This window comes from Actinokineospora cianjurensis, from assembly GCF_003663795.1.
Taxonomy (GTDB): Bacteria; Actinomycetota; Actinomycetes; order Mycobacteriales; family Pseudonocardiaceae; genus Actinokineospora; species Actinokineospora terrae.
The window spans coordinates 798814-815130 of sequence record NZ_RCDD01000002.1; the positions used below are offsets into that span (position 1 = coordinate 798814).

The following is a 16317-nucleotide window of genomic DNA, read 5'->3' on the forward strand; positions in this document are numbered from 1 at the left end:
GCACCGGCGAATCAGGATTCGTCCCCGATCTTGGCCAGGGGACGACCCCCTAGGGGTGACCGGGGTCACCCGTGCATGCGTTGCGGGAGTGAGGAACCGACCAGCCAGTGGTCCACTAGGAACGATTCCACCGAGTCCGGCCTGCGGCCGCCGAGCGCGGCGACCTCGGCCCTGGTGAACCAGCGGGCCTCTTCCAGCTCGTCGAGGTCCACCGCGATGTCCGGCGACAACGCCACCGCGCGGAAACCGAGCATCAGTCCGGATGGGAACGGCCACGCCTGCGAGGCCAGGTACCGCACCGCGCCGACCGCCACTCCGGACTCCTCGGCGACCTCCCGACGCACGGCGTCCTCCATGCTCTCGCCGATCTCCACGAACCCCGCCAGCGTGGAGAAGCCGGTGGCGCCGCGGTGGCGGCCGAGCAGGCAGCGGTCGCCGTGCTCGACCAGGACGATGATCGCCGGTTCGATGCGCGGGAACAGCAGCTTGCCGCAGCCGGTGCACTGGCGGACGTGCCCGCCGTGCGAGTCGATGGCGGCGCTACCGCAGGCGCCGCAGAAGCGCTGGTTGCGCCGCCAGTGCAGGATTCCCCTGGCGTAGGCGAGGCGGGTGGCGTCTTCCGGACCGAGGTCCGCGAACAGCACGCGGATGTCGGCGGCACCGTGCGCGCCGGTGTCGGCGACCGCGACGCCTTCGTCCACTTCGGACAGGTCGCGCGCGAACAGGGCGGTGTCGCCGTCGAGGCCGAGGAACACCGCGTCGTCGGTGACGGTGGTGAACAGCGGTCGGCCGTCGCGGACCAGGCACCGGTCGCGCCAGAACGCCAGGGCGTGCCCGCTCGGTCGCCTTGCGTCGATCCAGGCCGCGTCAGCCCGTCGCGCACCAGCCCGGTCGAGCACCATACCGCTGTACGGAATGAGGGAGTTCTCCACGTTGAGCCTCCATCGGTGGGTCTGTCCCCACCCTGTCACGGCCGTTCGGTCGGGGCCAGCGAGATGGTGGACACTCGAACGGACCCGGGAGTAACTTCCGGTGCGGTGACGATTCGCAGGCGGCGACGACCAGTGGAGGGCCAGTGACCCAGCGGATCGCGATCGTGACGGGGGCGGCGCGGGGCATCGGTGCCGCGATCGCCACGCGGCTCGGGCGGGACGGGTTCGCGGTCGCGGTGCTCGACCTCGACGCCGCGGCCTGCGCGGGCACGGTCGAGGCGATCACCGGGGTGGGCGGGACGGCGCTGGCCGTCGGGGCGGACGTGAGCGTGACCGAGCAGGTCGAGGCGGCGGTCGCGGAGGTCGCCGAGAAGCTCGGGCCACCGACGGTGCTGGTGAACAACGCCGGGATCCTGCGCGACAACCTCGTCTTCAAGATGAGCGACGACGACTGGGACTCGGTCATCGGGGTGCACCTGCGGGGCGCGTTCCTGATGAGCCGCGCGGTGCAGCGCCACCAGACCGAGCAGCGGTACGGGCGGATCGTGAACCTGTCGAGCACGTCGGCGCTGGGCAACCGCGGTCAGGCGAACTACGCGACCGCGAAGGCGGGCGTGCAGGGGCTGACCAAGACGTTGGCGATCGAGTTGGGCAGGTTCGGGGTCACCGCGAACGCGATCGCGCCGGGGTTCGTCGAGACCGAGATGACGGCGGCGACCGCGGCGAGGATCGGGGTGTCGTTCGAGGACTTCAAGGCGGGCGTGGCGGCTTCCGTGCCGGTCGGCCGGATCGGGCAACCGGAGGACGTCGCGGCCGCGGCGGCGTTCCTGGTGAGCGAGGAGGCCGGGTTCGTGTCCGGTCAGGTGGTCTACGTCGCCGGTGGACCGACGGACTGATGGCGTTCGCGCGGCATGGAGGAGCAACGGTGAGCGGGATGCGGGACAGGGTCACGGCGTTGCTGTCGGCGCACGACCCGGCGAAGACCGAGCGGCTGGGGTTCTTGCGGGCCCGGTTCGACGCGGGCCTGGCGTGGGTGCACTTCCCGGTCGGGCTCGGTGGGCTCGGCGCGCCCCGCGACGCGCAGCAGGAGGTCGACCGGGCGCTGGCCGAGGCGGGCGCGCCGGACAACAGCCCGCGGCGGATCGGCATCGGGCTGGGCATGGCCGCGCCGACGATCCTGGCGCACGGCACCGACGAGCAGCGGCTGCGCTTCCTGCGTCCACTGTGGACCGGCGAGGAGGTGTGGTGCCAGCTGTTCAGCGAGCCGGGAGCGGGATCGGACCTGGCGGCGCTGGGGACGCGGGCGCGGCGCGACGGTGACGACTGGGTGGTGACCGGGCAGAAGGTGTGGACCTCCAGCGCGCACAACGCCCGGTGGGCCATCCTGCTCGCCCGCACCGACCCGGACGTGCCCAAGCACGCGGGGATCACGTACTTCCTGTGCGACATGACCGCGCCGGGGGTCGAGGTCCGGCCACTGCGGCAGATCACCGGCGAGGCCGAGTTCAACGAGGTGTTCCTGACCGGGGTGCGGGTACCGGACGCGCACCGGGTCGGCGAGGTCGGCGCGGGCTGGCGGATCGCCCAGACGACGCTGATGAACGAGCGGGTCGCGATCGGCGGCCGCCCGGTCCCGCGCGAGGGCGGCATGGTCGGGGTGGTCGCGGACACCTGGCGGGCGCACCCGGACCGCAGGACAGCCGAGCTGCACGACCGCCTGCTGGGCCTGTGGGTGGAGTCGGAAGCGCTGCGCCTGGCCGGGATCCGCCTACGCCAACAACTCGCCGCGGGCTCCCCCGGCCCGGAGGGCTCGGCCATGAAACTCGGCTTCGCCCGCCTGTCCCAGGCCCTCTCCGGCCTCGAGGTCGAGCTCCTCGCCGAAGACGGCCTCCGCTACGACGACTGGACCGCCCACCGCCCGGCCGCGGTCGACTTCACCGGCCGCGAGGCGGGATACCGCTACCTGCGCGCCAAGGGCAACTCCATCGAGGGCGGCACCTCCGAGGTCCTCCGCAACATCATCGCCGAACGGGTGCTGGGACTCCCCGCCGAACCGAGGTCCGACAAGGACGTGCCCTGGAAGGACCTCCCCCGATGAACCTGCTCTACACCGACGTCGAAGACGACCTGCGGGCGAGCGTGGCCGGTCTGCTCGCCGACCGGGCCGCGCCCGCTGCCGTGCTCGCCAACCTGGGGAACGGAGCTGACACGGCGCTGTGGCGGGATCTGGCGCGCATCGGTGCCACCTCGCTGCACGTGCCGGAACACCTGGGCGGTCAGGGCGCGAGCTACCGCGAGACGGCGGTGGTCGCCGAGGAGTTGGGGCGATCAGTGGCCCCGGTCCCGTTCCTCGGCAGCGCGGTCCTGGCCACCGCCGTCCTGACCCACCTCGCCGACGACCCCGCCGCCCGTGACCTGCTCAGCCGACTCGCCCAGGGTGAGACGACAGCCGCCCTGGTGGTGCCGTTGTCGTCCTGGGGACCAACAGCAGGCGGGTACAAGGCGCGCAGTGTCGCCGACGCCGAGGCAGCCGATGTGCTCGTCGTCCCGGTCGAGGGAACGGTCCACCTGGTCGAGGCACGCCACGCGGCGGTCACACCGGTGACCTCGCTCGACCAGACCCGGCCCATCGCCGACGTCGACATCACCGGCGCCCCCACGACCCCGCTCGCGGGCCCCGGCGACGAGGCCGTCCGCGCCGCCCTGGTCGTGGGGGCGGGGATCCTGGCGTCCGAGCAGGTCGGCATCGCCCGGTGGTGCCTGGACAGCACGGTCGCCCACATCAAGGGCCGCTACCAGTTCGGCAGGCCCGTCGGGTCGTTCCAGGCGCTCAAGCACCGCGTCGCCGACCTGTGGCAGTCCATCGTGCTGGCCACCGCCGCCGCCCGGCACGCCGCCGACGCCCTGGCCACCGGGGTCGACGTGGACATCGCGGTGTCGGTCGCGCAGTCGCTGTGCTCGACGGTCGCGGTCCGGGCGGCCGAGGAGTGCGTGCAGCTGCACGGCGGGACCGGCATGACCTGGGAGCACCCCGCGCACCTGTACCTCAAGCGCGCCAAGGCCGACGAGATCGCGCTCGGCACCCCCGGCAGGCACCGCGCGACCCTCGCCCCGCTGGTGGACCTGCCCCTACAGTCGACACCATGAGCGCATTCGGCGAGCTGTTCGGCAGCCAGAAGCTCCGCAAGGAGAGCCAGGACGAGGCGGGCAACGGCCAGGACCCGGCACTCGAGCGGATCGAGGAGCTGACCACCGGCCCGATCGACCTCGACGCCGGTGTCCTCTACGTCCGCCGCCCCACTCCCCCGCGCACCGACGACACCGGCGCCTGACCGGGCAGGTCAGGCGCCGGGGCCACGTGGCCCCTCGCACATCACGGGTCCTCCCGTGCGGGAGTCAGCCCAGGCGGACAGTGGCGTGCATCTCCCACACCAGGATCTCCGCGCCCTGCGGCCCGGCCGTGACCCGCTGACCACCCGAGGCGGTGATGCGCGCGGCGTCACCGGTGGCCAGCGCACCGGACTGCTCCAGCGTGACCGACCCGACCGGCACGAACAGGTGCACGAACGGCGCGTCCGGCAGCGTCACCGTGCCACCGGGGGCGATCCTGGCGGCGTAGAGCGCGGCGTGCTTCTGGCCGATCCGGATGGCCGAGGCACCCTCGTGCTCGGGCATCCCCGACGCGACCGGCACCAGACCGCCCGCGAGCAGCTCGTCGTCGATCTCCAGCTGCTCGTACCCGGGGGCCTTGCCCGCCTCGTCCGGCACCACCCACATCTGCACGAAGTGCACCGGGTCGGCGTGCTTCGGCCCGCCGGAGACCCGCCACGAGTCGTTCTTCTCCGAGTGCAGGATCCCGGTGCCCGCGCTCATCCGCTGGGCCAGGCCCGGGTAGATGATCCCGCTGTGCCCCTCGGAGTCCTGGTGCACCAGGGCGCCGCGCAGCACCCAGGTGACGATCTCCATGTCCCGGTGCGGGTGCGTGTCGAACCCGGAGCCAGGGGTCACCACGTCGTCGTTGTTCACCAGCAGCAGCCCGAAGTGGGTGTTGCGGTGGTCCTGGTGGTGGCCGAAGGAGAACGAGTGCTTCGAGTCCAGCCAGCCGATGTTCGTCTTGAACCGGTCCCCGGCCCTGCGGACATCCACCGCGGTGTCGATGTTCATGCTGTTGTCCTTCATACGACCAACTCCCCGTACATCTCGCCGAGCGGGTCGGCGATGAGTTCCACGCGGGCGCCATCGGGGTCGCGGAAGTACACCGAGGTGCCGCTCTCCTCCATGTAGGCCACACCGGCGGCATCCAGCCGCGCCCTGGCCGCCTGCCACTGGTCCGGCGCCATGGAGATCGCCAGGTGGTGCAGCCCGCCCAGGACCTCGGCGTAGTCGCCGAGGTCGAGGCCGGGCAGGTCGAAGAACGCGACCGCGTTGCCGTTGCCCACGTCGAAGAAGAAGTGCGTGGACCCCGGGTAGTCGCGGTTCTCGAACATCTCGGTCAGCGGGAACCCGAGCACGTCCTGGTAGAACTCGACCGTCCGGCGCACGTCCCCGCTGATCAGCGCGGTGTGGTGGATGCCGCGGGCGCTGCTGGCGGGGCGCTGCCCGCGCTCGCGCAGCAGTTCGGTCCGCAGCCGGTCGCGTTCCGCGGTCAGCTCGGCGACGCGGCTGTCCGGCAGTGCCATGGTTTCTCCGCCTTCCGGGTTCGGGTGTCTCAGGCGCCGCGCTTGAGCCGGGCGGCGACCTTGACCGCGCGGCTCGCCTGGAACGAGATCGCGGCCAACTCGGTCTCCCCCGGCGGGGTGGCGCCGTTGTGGGAGATGTGGCTGGCACCGTAGGGGTTGCCCGCCTGGAACTGGATCGGGTCGGCGTAGCCGGGGGCCACGATGATCGCGCCCCAGTGGTAGAAGGTGTTGTTGATCGCCGTGATGGTCGTCTCCTGGCCGCCGTGCGCGGTACCGGTGGACGTGAACGACGATGCCACCTTGTCCACCAGCTTGCCCTGCGACCACAGCGGACCTGCCTGGTCGATGAACTGCTTGACCTGCGCGGCGGGCAGGCCGAAGCGGGTCGGGCTGCCGATCAGGACGACGTCGGCCCAGTCCAGGTCGTCCATCGTCGCCTCGGGAACCGACTGGGTCTCGGCGGCGTGCGCCGCCCAGCCCTCGTTGGCCGCGATGGCCTCGGCCGGGGCGAGCTCCTTGGCCTTGACCAGGCGGACCTCGGCGCCCTCCTTCTCCGCCGCCTCGGCGGCGGCCCTGGCCAGCGCGTACACGCTGCCCGTCGCCGAGTAGTACACGACCGCCACCTTGACCTGCTCGGTCACCGTTCCTCCAACTAGTTAATGAATTAACTACCGCGACTGTAGCCCCGGGTAGTTGCGATGTCAACGAGAGGGGTGCTGCGTAGGCTGGACCGGTGACGCCCTGGTTGGACGCCGCCCAGCAACGCTCCTGGCGCGCGCTCGTGGAGGGCGCGGGCCTGCTGCTGGCCCGCGTCGACAAGCACCTGCGCGACAGCCACGGCCTGACGCTGGCCGAGTACGAGATCCTGGTGCACCTGTCCGAGGGGCACCTGCACATGTCCGAGCTCGCCGCGCAGGTCAGCCACTCGCGGGCCCGGGTCACCCAGACCGTCGACCGGCTGGTCCGCGCCGGCCTGGTGACGCGCTCGCCGTGCCCGCAGGACCGCAGGGGGGTGCACGCGGCGCTGACGGACCCGGGTCGGGCCCGGCTGGAGGCGGCCGCGCGCGACCACGTGCTGGAGGTGCGGCGGCTGGTGGTGGACGTGCTCGACACCGACGAACTCGCCGCCGTCGGCTCGGCACTGGCCAAGGTCCGCGCCGCCGCCCAGGACTAGAGCGGCTGCTCAGGACTCTGCCTGATCCCTCCCGCCACCCGCCCCCTCGTCCCCACCCGGCACCGTCCCCGACCTGGCGCGCCATCCGGACGACCGCGGCGCCGCTCCAGCCCCTGACGATCGCCCTGGATCAGACTCGGACCACTTCCACGCCGGCGTCCTCGAAGGCGGCGACGGCCTCGACGGGGGCGGCGGAGTCGGTGATGAGCAGGCGCATGGCCGACACCGGGCAGATCTGGGCGAAGGCGTGGCGGCCGAGCTTGGAGCTGTCGGCGATGACGATGACCCGGCGGGCCCGCTCGGCCATCAGCCGGTTGATGCTGGCCTCGCCCTCGTGGTGGGCGTAGGCGCCGTGCACCGGGTCGACCGCGTCGACGCCGAGGAACACCACGTCCAGGGTGATCTCGTCGAGGATCCTGGTGGCCAGCGGGCCGCTGAGCTCGAAGGACTGCGGGCGGGCGACGCCGCCGGTGACGACGATCTTGACGTGCGGGCGGACGGCCAGCTCGTTGGCGATGTTGAGCGCGTTGGTGACCACGGTCAGCGCCGGTTCGTCGGTCTGGTTGAAGTCGGGGCGGATGGCCAGCGCGCGGGCGATCTCGGTGGTGGTGGTGCCGCCGTTGAGGCCGACCACGGTGCCGCGGGCGACCATCGCGGCCGCGGCCTTGCCGATGCGCTCCTTCTCGGAGGCGTGCCGGGCGGTCTTGTAGCGCAGCGGCAGGTCGTAGGCGACGTTGTTGGCGACGGCGCCGCCGCGGGTGCGGGTGAGCAGCTGCTGCTCGGCGAGGTGGTCGAGGTCGCGGCGGATGGTGGCCGCGCTCACCCCGAGTTCGTCGGCGAGGTCGTCGACGTCGACCTTGCCACGCTGCCCGAGCATGTCCAGCAGCGTGCTGAGCCGCTCGTACCGGTCCACCCGTGCACCACCCTCCCTGCCCTCCCGCGCACACTCGCGGCGTTGCAAGGTATCGCCAAGTGAACGCACATTCAACGACCGAAACGCTTGGCATCGGCTGACTGATCACGCAGTATTCGGTGCGCGCGCGAGCAGGTTCGAGCGCTCGAGCGCCGGAGATGGACGCCCAAGGGGAAGGAAGCGCATGGCAGCGGACCAGCACGTGGTCGCGGTGGACGTCGGAGGTACCTCGATCAAGGCCGCACTGGTCGACCGGGACCTGCGCGCCGTCGAGACCCTGCGCGAGCCGACCAGGCGGATCGGCGAGGTGGCCGACGTCGGCCAGATCGCCGAGCTGGTCAACCGGCTCGGCGCAGGCCACGACGTGGTGGGCGCGGGGGTGGCGGTGCCGGGGGTGGTCGACGACGACCTCGGCCTGGTCCGCACGGCGGTCAACCTGGGGTGGCACGACGTGCCGCTGCGCGCGGAGTTGGAGGCGGCGACGTCGGTGCCGCTGCTGGTCCGCCACGACGTGCGCACGGGCGGCCTGGCCGAGTTCACCGTCGGCGCGGGCAAGGGCGCGCCGGACGCCATGTTCATGCCGGTCGGCACCGGTATCGCCGCCGCGGTCCAGGTGGACGGCTCCGTGCTCGGCGCCTCGGGCTACGCCGGTGAGATCGGCCACCTCATCGTCGACCCCGGCGGCGCCACCTGCGGCTGCGGCGCCCGCGGCTGCCTGGAAACCCTCGCCGCCGCCCCCGCCTTCGCCCGCCGCTACGCCGAACGCACCGGCCGCACCATCACCGACGCCGCCGGAGTAGCGGGCCTGCTCACCACCGACCCCGACGCCCGCGCCGTCTGGCGGGACGCCATCGACGCCCTGGCCACCGCCCTCCAAGCCGCGGTAACCCTATTCGGCCCCTCCATCATCGTCATCGGCGGCGGCGTGGCAGAGGCGGGCGAAGCCCTCATCGCCCCGCTCCGCGAGGAACTCCTCAACCGCCTCCAGTTCCAACGCAAACCAGAAGTGGTCCGCGCCGCCCTAGGCCAAGACGCAGGCCGCGTAGGCGCCGCCCTCCTAGGCTGGCAAGCCGCCAAGTCCTAACCCCACCCCCGACCGCGCCGCCCTCGTCCAGCGGCGCGGTCACCCCGCGACCACCGACGCCCGATCATCGATACGGGCGCCCTCCGCCTCGAAGCACCGCCGGAACGGGTTGTCCCGAATCCGGTCCCACCGGTCCGCGACCAGCCAACACGCGACACTCGCGGCACTCACCACCCCAAGCGCCAGGACACCCAGTGGGCCGGTCAACTCACCGAGGGTGATGGCACTGAGCACGCAGGCGACCGCGATGGCCGCCAGCGCCGACACAATACTCAGCCCGGTCTGCCGACCGGTGCGGGCGTCGGCGCGCCCGAGCACCCACAGCGACAGCACTCCGGCGACGAGCACGACCGACGAGATGGCGGCGGCCCACACCGATCCCACGGGCCAGACCTCGAAGATCGTCAGGACACTCCGGAGGACCCCGGTGGCGAGCATCGCCCCCACGAGCGGGAACAGCACCCACCGGCTCGCCCACCGCAAGAGTTTGGTGGGTCGTTGCGCGGCCCGGATGGTGGCCCAGTCGGCGGTGCGCACCTCGCGGGAGACCGAGCCCGCGTCTTCGAGCAGCATCAGGTAGAGCACCCGTTGCACCGGCCAACTGAGCAGGGCCAAGAGCCGCATCTGGCTGCGGGGCACGTCGATGCTCATGGCAATCGTGCGGCACACCCGGCTCACCAGGGGACCATGCCCGCTTCCCTGTTCCAGCAAGAAGCGCCTGATCCGCTGCTTCGGCCCGGCGCCCAGCCCCGGCTGGCCGATGATGTGGTCGATGACCTCGACCGCGGTGAACGGCAGTGGTCGTGTGCGCCGGAACCCGTATACGGCGATCGGGATGGCCAGTCTCGGGTCGACGGCCCTGAGGTCAGCGGGCCAGCCCGGGGAATGGTCCGCGATCCGGGAATTGTTCATGATGTCCGCGATCCGACCGCAGACGACCAGCAGTGGATCGTCCTTTCCGGACGCGAACGGTTGCCACACCCACTGCATCTCGGCGTGAGCGCCACGCGGCAGGTCCGCCCGGCGCACCTGGTCCTCGATCCCCGGCCGCGCCAGCAGGTCCGCCAGCCGCCAAGCGGCCCTGGTGGACACCTGCCCCGTGTCGTCCCAAAGAACACCGACCAATGCCTCAGCGGCGGCGGGAGTGCCGATCGCGGCCAGGTCGTCCACCGCCCACACAGCGTCCACCCTGCTGCGGGACACGAGGGCGGGGATGGCCAACTCGCCCATGCCGCGCAGTGCTTGCCGAGCGAAGTCATGGAGTTCCGCTTCCTCCGCGAGGACCACGGCCGCGTCTGGGCGTCCCGAGGCGGAGAGCGCGGACATGGCATCGTCGCGGGCCAGGACCTCTGCCCGGGCGAGGGCGGCCAGGTCGGCACGCACGCGGTTGCCGCGAGGACGGCTGTCCGACGCGACGGCGCCGAGCGCGGTGTTGATGGCGTGGCGGGCAGGGTCATCGGTGCCGAGGCGGTCGAGGAAGTGCCGGATGACGAGGTCGGCGAAGTCGCTGTCGACGCGGGTGGCCTCGGCGAGGCATTCGAGGGCGAGGACGCGGTGGTGGGACTCGGCGGAGCCGAAGATCTCGGCGATGACCTTGGTGGAGTCGCGGGTGGTGGCCCCGCACCAGAGCTTCACCGTCTCCCGCCAGGCGGCCGGGTCGGCCGAGTAGCGGCGCAGGAGGCCATCGGGGTCGTCGGCCAGTTCAACCGCCGTGAGGTACTCCTGGAGGGTGAGGTGGCGGAAGGTGTAGTTCGTGCGCACCCTGTCGGTGGCCACCAGGAGTTGGCTGCGGTCGATGATCTCGTCGAGCAGATCCTTGACGTGGCTGTCGTCGAGGTTGAGGTCGGGGAGCAGCTTCTTGGTGGTCGACTCCAGGGCGCGGCGGGACAGGGTGAGCCGGTCCTCGCCGGTGGACTCCATGGAGCGCAGGGCGACCTGCTGCAGCACCGCCAGCTTCTCCCCCGCGTGGTAGACCGACCTGGAGCGGCCGAGATCGGGATCGCGGTTGAGCAGGTGGGTGATCGCGTCCTGGTAGAAGGCGGGCCGTGAGGTCGGCAGGCGCTTGCCGGACTTGGTGAGCACCTCGGTGTGCAGGTAGGCGATCATCGTCAGCAGCAGCGGGCTGCGGGCCAGTCTCATCAGGGCCGGGTTGTCCCGCAGGCTGGTGAACAACTCGACGGGGTCGGACAGGCCGCGCCAGTTGCCGAGGAAGCGGATCACGGCGGCGTCGTCGAACTCCGCCACCCGCACGACGTGGGCGAACGTCGGCCCCAGCGGCTGGCCCTGGTAGACCACGTCGCGGCAGGTCACGATGTACTGGCAGTCCGGGTACTCCCGCGCGAGATCACGCAGTGCGGCGTGGACCCGTTGCAGGTCGTCCCGCCCGACCTCGTCCAAGCCGTCGAGCAACAACGCGAAAGCACCGTCTTGGAGACCGCGCAGCACAACATCGCGGATGCGGTCGCCGCCACGCACTCGGGAGCGGGCCAGTTCCGCGACGATGAGATCGACCAGGGTGTCCTGCGAACCGTTGCAACGGTGCAGCTCGACGAGCACGGGCACGCGGGTGGTACGGGCTTGACGTGCCCACAACAGCATCGAGTTCTTCAGCAGCATGGACTTGCCCGCGCCTGCCGGGCCGATCACCACCGAACAGGACTGCTCGCGGATGTTCTCGTAGATGTCCTGCCGGGTGCCGCCACGCTCGTACTGCAACGGCACGTACACCTGGTCGATGTCGATGACCCCGTCGGTGACGAAGCCCATGGCGTGCTTGGTGAAGTCCTGCTCGACGACCTCCGCGTACCGGCGGACCAGGCGGCGGCCGAACTTGGCCCGGCGGGAGTACCAGCGGGCCGACCGGTCGAACGCGCTGGCGCCGGACCGCTTGAGGTACTCACCGAGGAATTGCTTGGCCACGAACAGGGCGACGAGCCCGGCGGCGGCGATCGCAGCGGCTACGACGGCGCCAGTCACCTCCGCATGATCGCCGCCAAGCCGGGCTCCGTTACGGCGGCCGAACCGTGCAGACCTGGGGATCAGACCTGCGCGATCCATGCCGGTCCCAGGCCCGGATACAGGCGCGGGACCGGCGACTCAGACCAGTGGCAGCAAGCTGGGTTTCCACACCCCATCCGCCGCCAACGCAGCCGCGCGCCGTTCGACCGGCACCTCGCCATACGTGGTGGTGCGTTGCCGGGCAGGCCGACCCGCAAGAGCAGCCAACGCCTCCAGATCAGCGATCGTCTTGTAGCTGCCGTTGGCGCTGCCCGCCATCCGGCTGATGGTCTCCTCCATGAGCGTCCCCCCAAGGTCATTCACGCCGCCGCGCAGGACGTCCACCACACCCGGGTCGCCGAGTTTGACCCAGCTGGTCTGGATGTTGGGGATGCGGCCGTGCAGCAGGATCCTGGCCAGGGCGTGGACGGCGCGGTTCTCCAGGTGGGTGGGGCCGGGGCGGGCGATGCCCGCGAGGTAGAGCGGGGCGTTGGTGTGGACGAACGGCAGCAGGACGAACTCGCTGAACCCGCCCGTGTCGTCCTGCAGGGCGCCGATCAGCTTGAGGTGCGCCACCCAGTGCGCGGGGGTGTCGACGTGGCCGTACATCATCGTGGACGTGGTCGGGATGCCGAGCCGGTGCGCGGTCGTGACGACCTCGATCCACTCGGCGGTGGGCAGCTTCCCCTTGGTGAGCACCCAGCGCACGTCGTCGTCGAGGATCTCGGCCGCCGTGCCGGGCAGTGAGTCCACACCGGACTCGCGGGCGGCCGTCAACCAGTCCGCAATGGACAGATTGGACCTGGTGGCACCGTTGACGACCTCCATCGGCGAGAACGCGTGCACGTGCAGCCCGGGCGCCCGCTTGCGGACCTCGGCCGCGATGTCGAAGTACGCCGTGCCAGGCAGGTCAGGGTGGATACCGCCCTGCATGCACACCTCGGTCGCACCGACGGCCCACGCCTGTTCCGCCCGCGTGCCGACCTGCTCCAGCGACAGCGTGTACGCGTCGGCATCCGTGCGGCGCTGGGCGAAAGCGCAGAACCGGCAACCGGTGTAGCACACGTTGGTGAAGTTGATGTTCCGAGTGACCACGTAGGTCACGTCATCGCCCACCGCCTCGCGCCGCAACGCGTCCGCGAAGGCCGCCAACGCCTCGATCTCCGCCCCCGGCCCGGCCGACAGCAGCATCAACGCGTCCGAATCGGACAGACCGGAAGGGTTCTTCTCCGCGTGCCGCAACGCCGTCACGAACTCCGGCCGGACCGCTCCCCCACCGCCCACGATCCGATCGGCGTGGACAACCTGCTCCCGCAAGGACTCCCAGTCGCCGTACACGGAGTCGAAGTCGTCGCGGCGGTCCGAGGTGCGGCCGGTGGTGTCGATCGTGCTGTGCAGGTCTGTCCGTCCGGAATCGACCAGCGCGACTTCCGGTTCCTGCCAGGGCCTCCCGACCACGGGCGCGTCCTCGACGGCGAGCCCGGTGTCCGGATCGGCCAGTGCGGCGACGTGCGCGGCGAGCCGGGGATCGAGCCAGGGCTCGCCCCGCTTGAGGTACTCGGGGTAGATGGTCAACCGCTCGGCGAGCCGGAACCCGGCCGCGGCGGTGCGCTCGGCGAGGGTGTCGATCTGCGGCCAGGGGCGCTCGGGGTTGACGTGGTCGGGCGTCAGCGGTGACACGCCGCCCCAGTCGTCGATCCCGGCGCGCAGCAGCAGTTCGAACTCGCCGCCGATGAGGTTGGGCGGCGCCTGGATCCGGGCCTTGGGGCCGAGCACGACCCGCGCGACGGCGACGGTCGCGGCGAGTTCCTCGGCCTCGGCGTCGGGCATGCCGCGCATCGCGGTGTCCGGTTTGGCCCGGAAGTTCTGGATGATCGTCTCCTGGATCCCACCGTACTGCCGGGAGATCCGGCGGATCGCGAACAGCGACTCGACCCGGTCGGCCAGGGTCTCGCCGATGCCGATCAGCACGCCGGTGGTGAACGGCACCGCCGAGCGGCCCGCCTCCTCCAGCACCCGCAGCCGCACCGCGGGTTCCTTGTCCGGCGACCCGTAGTGCGGCCCGCCCTGCTCCGACCACAGCTTCTCCGCCGTGGTCTCCAGCATCATCCCCATCGACGGCGCGACCGGCTTGAGGCGCTGGAAGTCGGTCCACCCGAGCACGCCGGGGTTGAGGTGCGGCAGCAGGCCGGTCTCCTCCAGCACCCGGATCGCCATCGCCCGCACGTACGACAGGGTGTCGGGGTAGCCCGCGGCCTCCAGCCACTCCGCGGCCGCGGTCCACCGGTCCTCCGGGCGGTCACCGAGGGTGAACAGGGCTTCCTTGCAGCCCATCGCCCCGCCCTGCCTGGCGATCTCCAGCACCTCGTCGGGGCTGAGGAACGGCGCGGGCAGCCGACCGGGCACCGTCGCGAAGGTGCAGTAGTGACACCGGTCACGGCAGAGCCGGGTGAGCGGGATGAACACCTTGCGCGAGTAGGTGATCACCCCGGCCCTGCCCACCTCGGCCAGCCCGGCGTCGCGCACGCGGGAGGCGGTGGCGAACAGGTCGGCCAGCTGCTCACCCCGCGCGTGCAGCAGGATCTCGGCCTCGGTCTGGTCCACCGCGACGCCGTCGCGGGCCCGGCGCAGGGCACGTCGGAGCGCGGAGTCGGTGGGCACGGGCAGGGTCACGGCACCTCCAGGGAGTGGCTTCGTCCAACCTATCCACCGGTATGGACGAAATCGCGGCCCTGGTGATTCCGGACTCAGCCGGGCAGCACCCCGACGACGGCCTTCCTCGCCTTGCGGGGCGCGCTCACGACGGCGGATCCGACGTGGTCGCTCGTGTCGGAGATCCAGTCACCGAGGTCGTGGGTGGCCCGCCTGGCACGCCACGCGACAGACGGTTTGCCGTGCGTGTCGGCGGAGGCGAGCAGCAGCCCGCCGAGCAGGCCGACGTTCTTGAGGAAGTGGACCAGCTGCTGCTTGCGCTCGGCCGGGTCCTTCTCCTCCCAGAACGGGTGCGCGGCGACAGTGGTCGGGACCACACTGGCCGAGAGCAGCAGCGCGGCCAGCCGCGGCACCTTCCCCAGCGCCAGCGCGACCCCGGCGGCGACCTTGACGGCGCCGTCGATGCGCACGAGGGTGACCGGATCGGTCGGCACCTGCTCGGGGAGCTTGCCGCCGACCTTGGCGAGTAGCGGTTTCGCGGCCTCGGCGTGCGCCTCGGGCGACCGCAACGCGTTGATCCCCCCGCTGATGAAGATGGCGGCGAGCATCGGACGGGCCAGCCTGCGCAGGATCATGATCTAGTCCCTCTCTGGTCTCGTGCCTGGTTCAGTCGACCCGGTGCTTGGTCTGCTCGACCAGGTCACGCACGTGCGAGATGTCCCCGCACCCCGCCGACACGCGCGCGGCCCTGGCCTCGACGAACCTCTCGCCGAGCTCGACGCGCCGCTGCTCCGGCACGGTGTCGCGGGCGGAGTTGAGGATGGTCCGCTCCTCCTCGTCGAGGTGGTGGTTGATGGCCTTGACCAGGTCCTCCAGCTTCGCGTCCCAGTCCGGCGCCTCGGGATCCCCGACCTCCATCAACGCCAACAGCGCCTGGTGCCCCTCGGCGTGCTCCTCGGCCCCGTGCTCGACCTCGTGCGCGTCGATGTCCTGGAACCGCCGCAACGCCGGGTAGACCTCCCCCTCCTCGGCCTCCGCGTGCGCCACCAGCAACTCGGCGAGATCCCTGAGCGCCCCCACCCTGTCCTCGGAGTTGTCCCGCAACCGCCGGAACAAGTCCTCGAACCGCCGATGATCAGCCAGGATCAACTCGATGACGTCTCCGGACACTGCCCGCCTCCCAACCTGGTCTTCCCACCCGGTCAGTACCCCCACCAGCAGCCGCTCAACCTCCCAGCCACGCTAGGCCCGTTCCCCCCCCCCCGTCCCCCCACACCACCCCATCAGGCGACGACAGCCCAGACCCGCCAGTACACGCCCCCACACCCACTGATCCCCACCCGACCTCGACCCACGCGCGCCCCAAACACCACACGGGCCACCGCACCCAACACGCCCCGCACGCCCTCCCAGGCGTAGCCCCCTCCGACGTCGGCCAGCCCCACGCGCCCCTCTCAGACACCGGTCCGCAGGTATCCCTCTCAGACGTTGGCCACCACGCGCCCCCAAACAACGTTGGCCAAGCAACGCTCCTCGCAGTCGCTGGTGCCAACCCGGCTCGATGGGGTGGACTTGTTTTGTGTGGGGGAGCAGTGCCCGTAGCGTCGCTCACCGTGGCAGGGCCTGCTTTTCGGCCCCTGCTTTGTGGTTCTGCCACGGGTGCTGTCGGGGCCCCGCGCAAAACGAGTTCGCCGCATCGAGCAAAGCTCGAAACTCGCGCCCCACCGCAATGCCGAAGGCGAGCCGTTGATCGTCGACGCCGCAGGCAAGACCGAGAGCCAGACCACCCTCAGCTCAAGATCAAACCCGTCAAAGCACCCCCCGATACACAGCCTACCGGGAGGCACCGACAAAACGGGCAGAGCGAGCAGCCACCCTGTGGACAA

Annotated in this window: 15 protein-coding genes; 6 read left to right on the forward strand and 9 right to left on the reverse strand. The window is 71.3% G+C overall.

The features are described from left to right. Positions 1-65: 65 nt before the first annotated feature. A complete protein-coding gene (gene nudC, locus CLV68_RS18145) occupies positions 66-932 on the reverse strand; it encodes an NAD(+) diphosphatase (RefSeq protein ID WP_211346614.1) in 867 nt (288 codons plus the stop codon). A 143-nt stretch (positions 933-1075) separates the two neighbouring features. Here nudC and CLV68_RS18150 point away from each other — a divergent pair, with 143 nt between their 5' ends. The 4 genes from CLV68_RS18150 to CLV68_RS18165 are packed head-to-tail and all read left to right on the forward strand — an operon-like array spanning position 1076 to position 4264. Continuing rightward, positions 1076-1828, forward strand: coding sequence for an SDR family oxidoreductase (locus CLV68_RS18150; RefSeq protein ID WP_121392022.1), 753 nt, complete (start codon positions 1076-1078; stop codon positions 1826-1828). A gap of 38 nt (positions 1829-1866) precedes the next feature. After that, positions 1867-3030 carry an acyl-CoA dehydrogenase family protein gene (locus CLV68_RS18155; RefSeq protein WP_246009997.1) on the forward strand — a complete coding sequence of 388 codons (1164 nt, stop codon included), beginning with the start codon at positions 1867-1869 and terminating at the stop codon, positions 3028-3030. Further along, complete coding sequence (locus CLV68_RS18160; protein WP_121392024.1) at positions 3027-4079, forward strand: acyl-CoA dehydrogenase family protein; 1053 nt, start codon at positions 3027-3029, stop codon at positions 4077-4079. The genes CLV68_RS18155 and CLV68_RS18160 overlap by 4 nt, the downstream gene beginning before the upstream one ends. Continuing rightward, positions 4076-4264 carry a hypothetical protein gene (locus CLV68_RS18165; protein ID WP_121392025.1) on the forward strand — a complete coding sequence of 63 codons (189 nt, stop codon included), beginning with the start codon at positions 4076-4078 and terminating at the stop codon, positions 4262-4264. The genes CLV68_RS18160 and CLV68_RS18165 overlap by 4 nt, the downstream gene beginning before the upstream one ends. Before the next feature lie 64 nt (positions 4265-4328). On the opposite strand, the gene CLV68_RS18170 is transcribed toward CLV68_RS18165, so the two are convergent. Genes CLV68_RS18170 through wrbA form a run of 3 tightly spaced genes read right to left on the reverse strand, consistent with a single transcriptional unit; the run spans position 4329 to position 6252 of the window. Then, the gene (locus CLV68_RS18170) at positions 4329-5111 is read right to left on the reverse strand and encodes a pirin family protein (RefSeq protein WP_246009946.1); all 783 of its coding nucleotides are present in this window, start codon (positions 5109-5111) and stop codon (positions 4329-4331) included. Next, positions 5108-5611: a VOC family protein gene (locus tag CLV68_RS18175; protein WP_121392026.1), complete on the reverse strand. Its 504-nt coding sequence runs from the start codon at positions 5609-5611 to the stop codon at positions 5108-5110. Before CLV68_RS18175 ends, CLV68_RS18170 begins: the two co-directional genes overlap by 4 nt. A 29-nt stretch (positions 5612-5640) precedes the next feature. After that, positions 5641-6252, reverse strand: a complete 612-nt coding sequence (gene wrbA, locus CLV68_RS18180) for an NAD(P)H:quinone oxidoreductase (RefSeq protein ID WP_121392027.1) — start codon at positions 6250-6252, stop codon at positions 5641-5643. Positions 6253-6344: 92 nt separating this feature from the next. Between wrbA and CLV68_RS18185 the strand changes: the two genes are divergently transcribed. Beyond that, positions 6345-6785, forward strand: coding sequence for a MarR family winged helix-turn-helix transcriptional regulator (locus CLV68_RS18185; protein ID WP_092780145.1), 441 nt, complete (start codon positions 6345-6347; stop codon positions 6783-6785). 130 nt (positions 6786-6915) lie between these two features. Here the strand turns inward: CLV68_RS18185 and CLV68_RS18190 are convergent, their stop codons facing one another. After that, positions 6916-7698 carry a DeoR/GlpR family DNA-binding transcription regulator gene (locus CLV68_RS18190; protein WP_121392028.1) on the reverse strand — a complete coding sequence of 261 codons (783 nt, stop codon included), beginning with the start codon at positions 7696-7698 and terminating at the stop codon, positions 6916-6918. 184 nt (positions 7699-7882) lie between these two features. On the opposite strand from CLV68_RS18190, the gene CLV68_RS18195 reads away from it, so the two are divergent. Next, the gene (locus tag CLV68_RS18195) at positions 7883-8782 is read left to right on the forward strand and encodes an ROK family protein (RefSeq protein ID WP_121392029.1); all 900 of its coding nucleotides are present in this window, start codon (positions 7883-7885) and stop codon (positions 8780-8782) included. Positions 8783-8821: 39 nt separating this feature from the next. On the opposite strand, the gene CLV68_RS18200 is transcribed toward CLV68_RS18195, so the two are convergent. The 4 genes from CLV68_RS18200 to CLV68_RS18215 form a co-directional block, all read right to left on the reverse strand. Further along, entirely contained in the window at positions 8822-11758 is a 2937-nt protein-coding gene (locus CLV68_RS18200) for an NACHT domain-containing protein (protein WP_170224432.1), read from the reverse strand. 120 nt (positions 11759-11878) lie between these two features. Beyond that, a complete protein-coding gene (locus CLV68_RS18205; RefSeq protein WP_425454861.1) occupies positions 11879-14452 on the reverse strand; it encodes a bifunctional FO biosynthesis protein CofGH in 2574 nt (857 codons plus the stop codon). Between the two features lie 74 nt (positions 14453-14526). After that, complete coding sequence (locus CLV68_RS18210; protein ID WP_121392031.1) at positions 14527-15066, reverse strand: DoxX family protein; 540 nt, start codon at positions 15064-15066, stop codon at positions 14527-14529. A 31-nt stretch (positions 15067-15097) separates the two neighbouring features. Next, a complete protein-coding gene (locus tag CLV68_RS18215; RefSeq protein ID WP_121392032.1) occupies positions 15098-15601 on the reverse strand; it encodes a hemerythrin domain-containing protein in 504 nt (167 codons plus the stop codon). Positions 15602-16317: the final 716 nt, after the last annotated feature.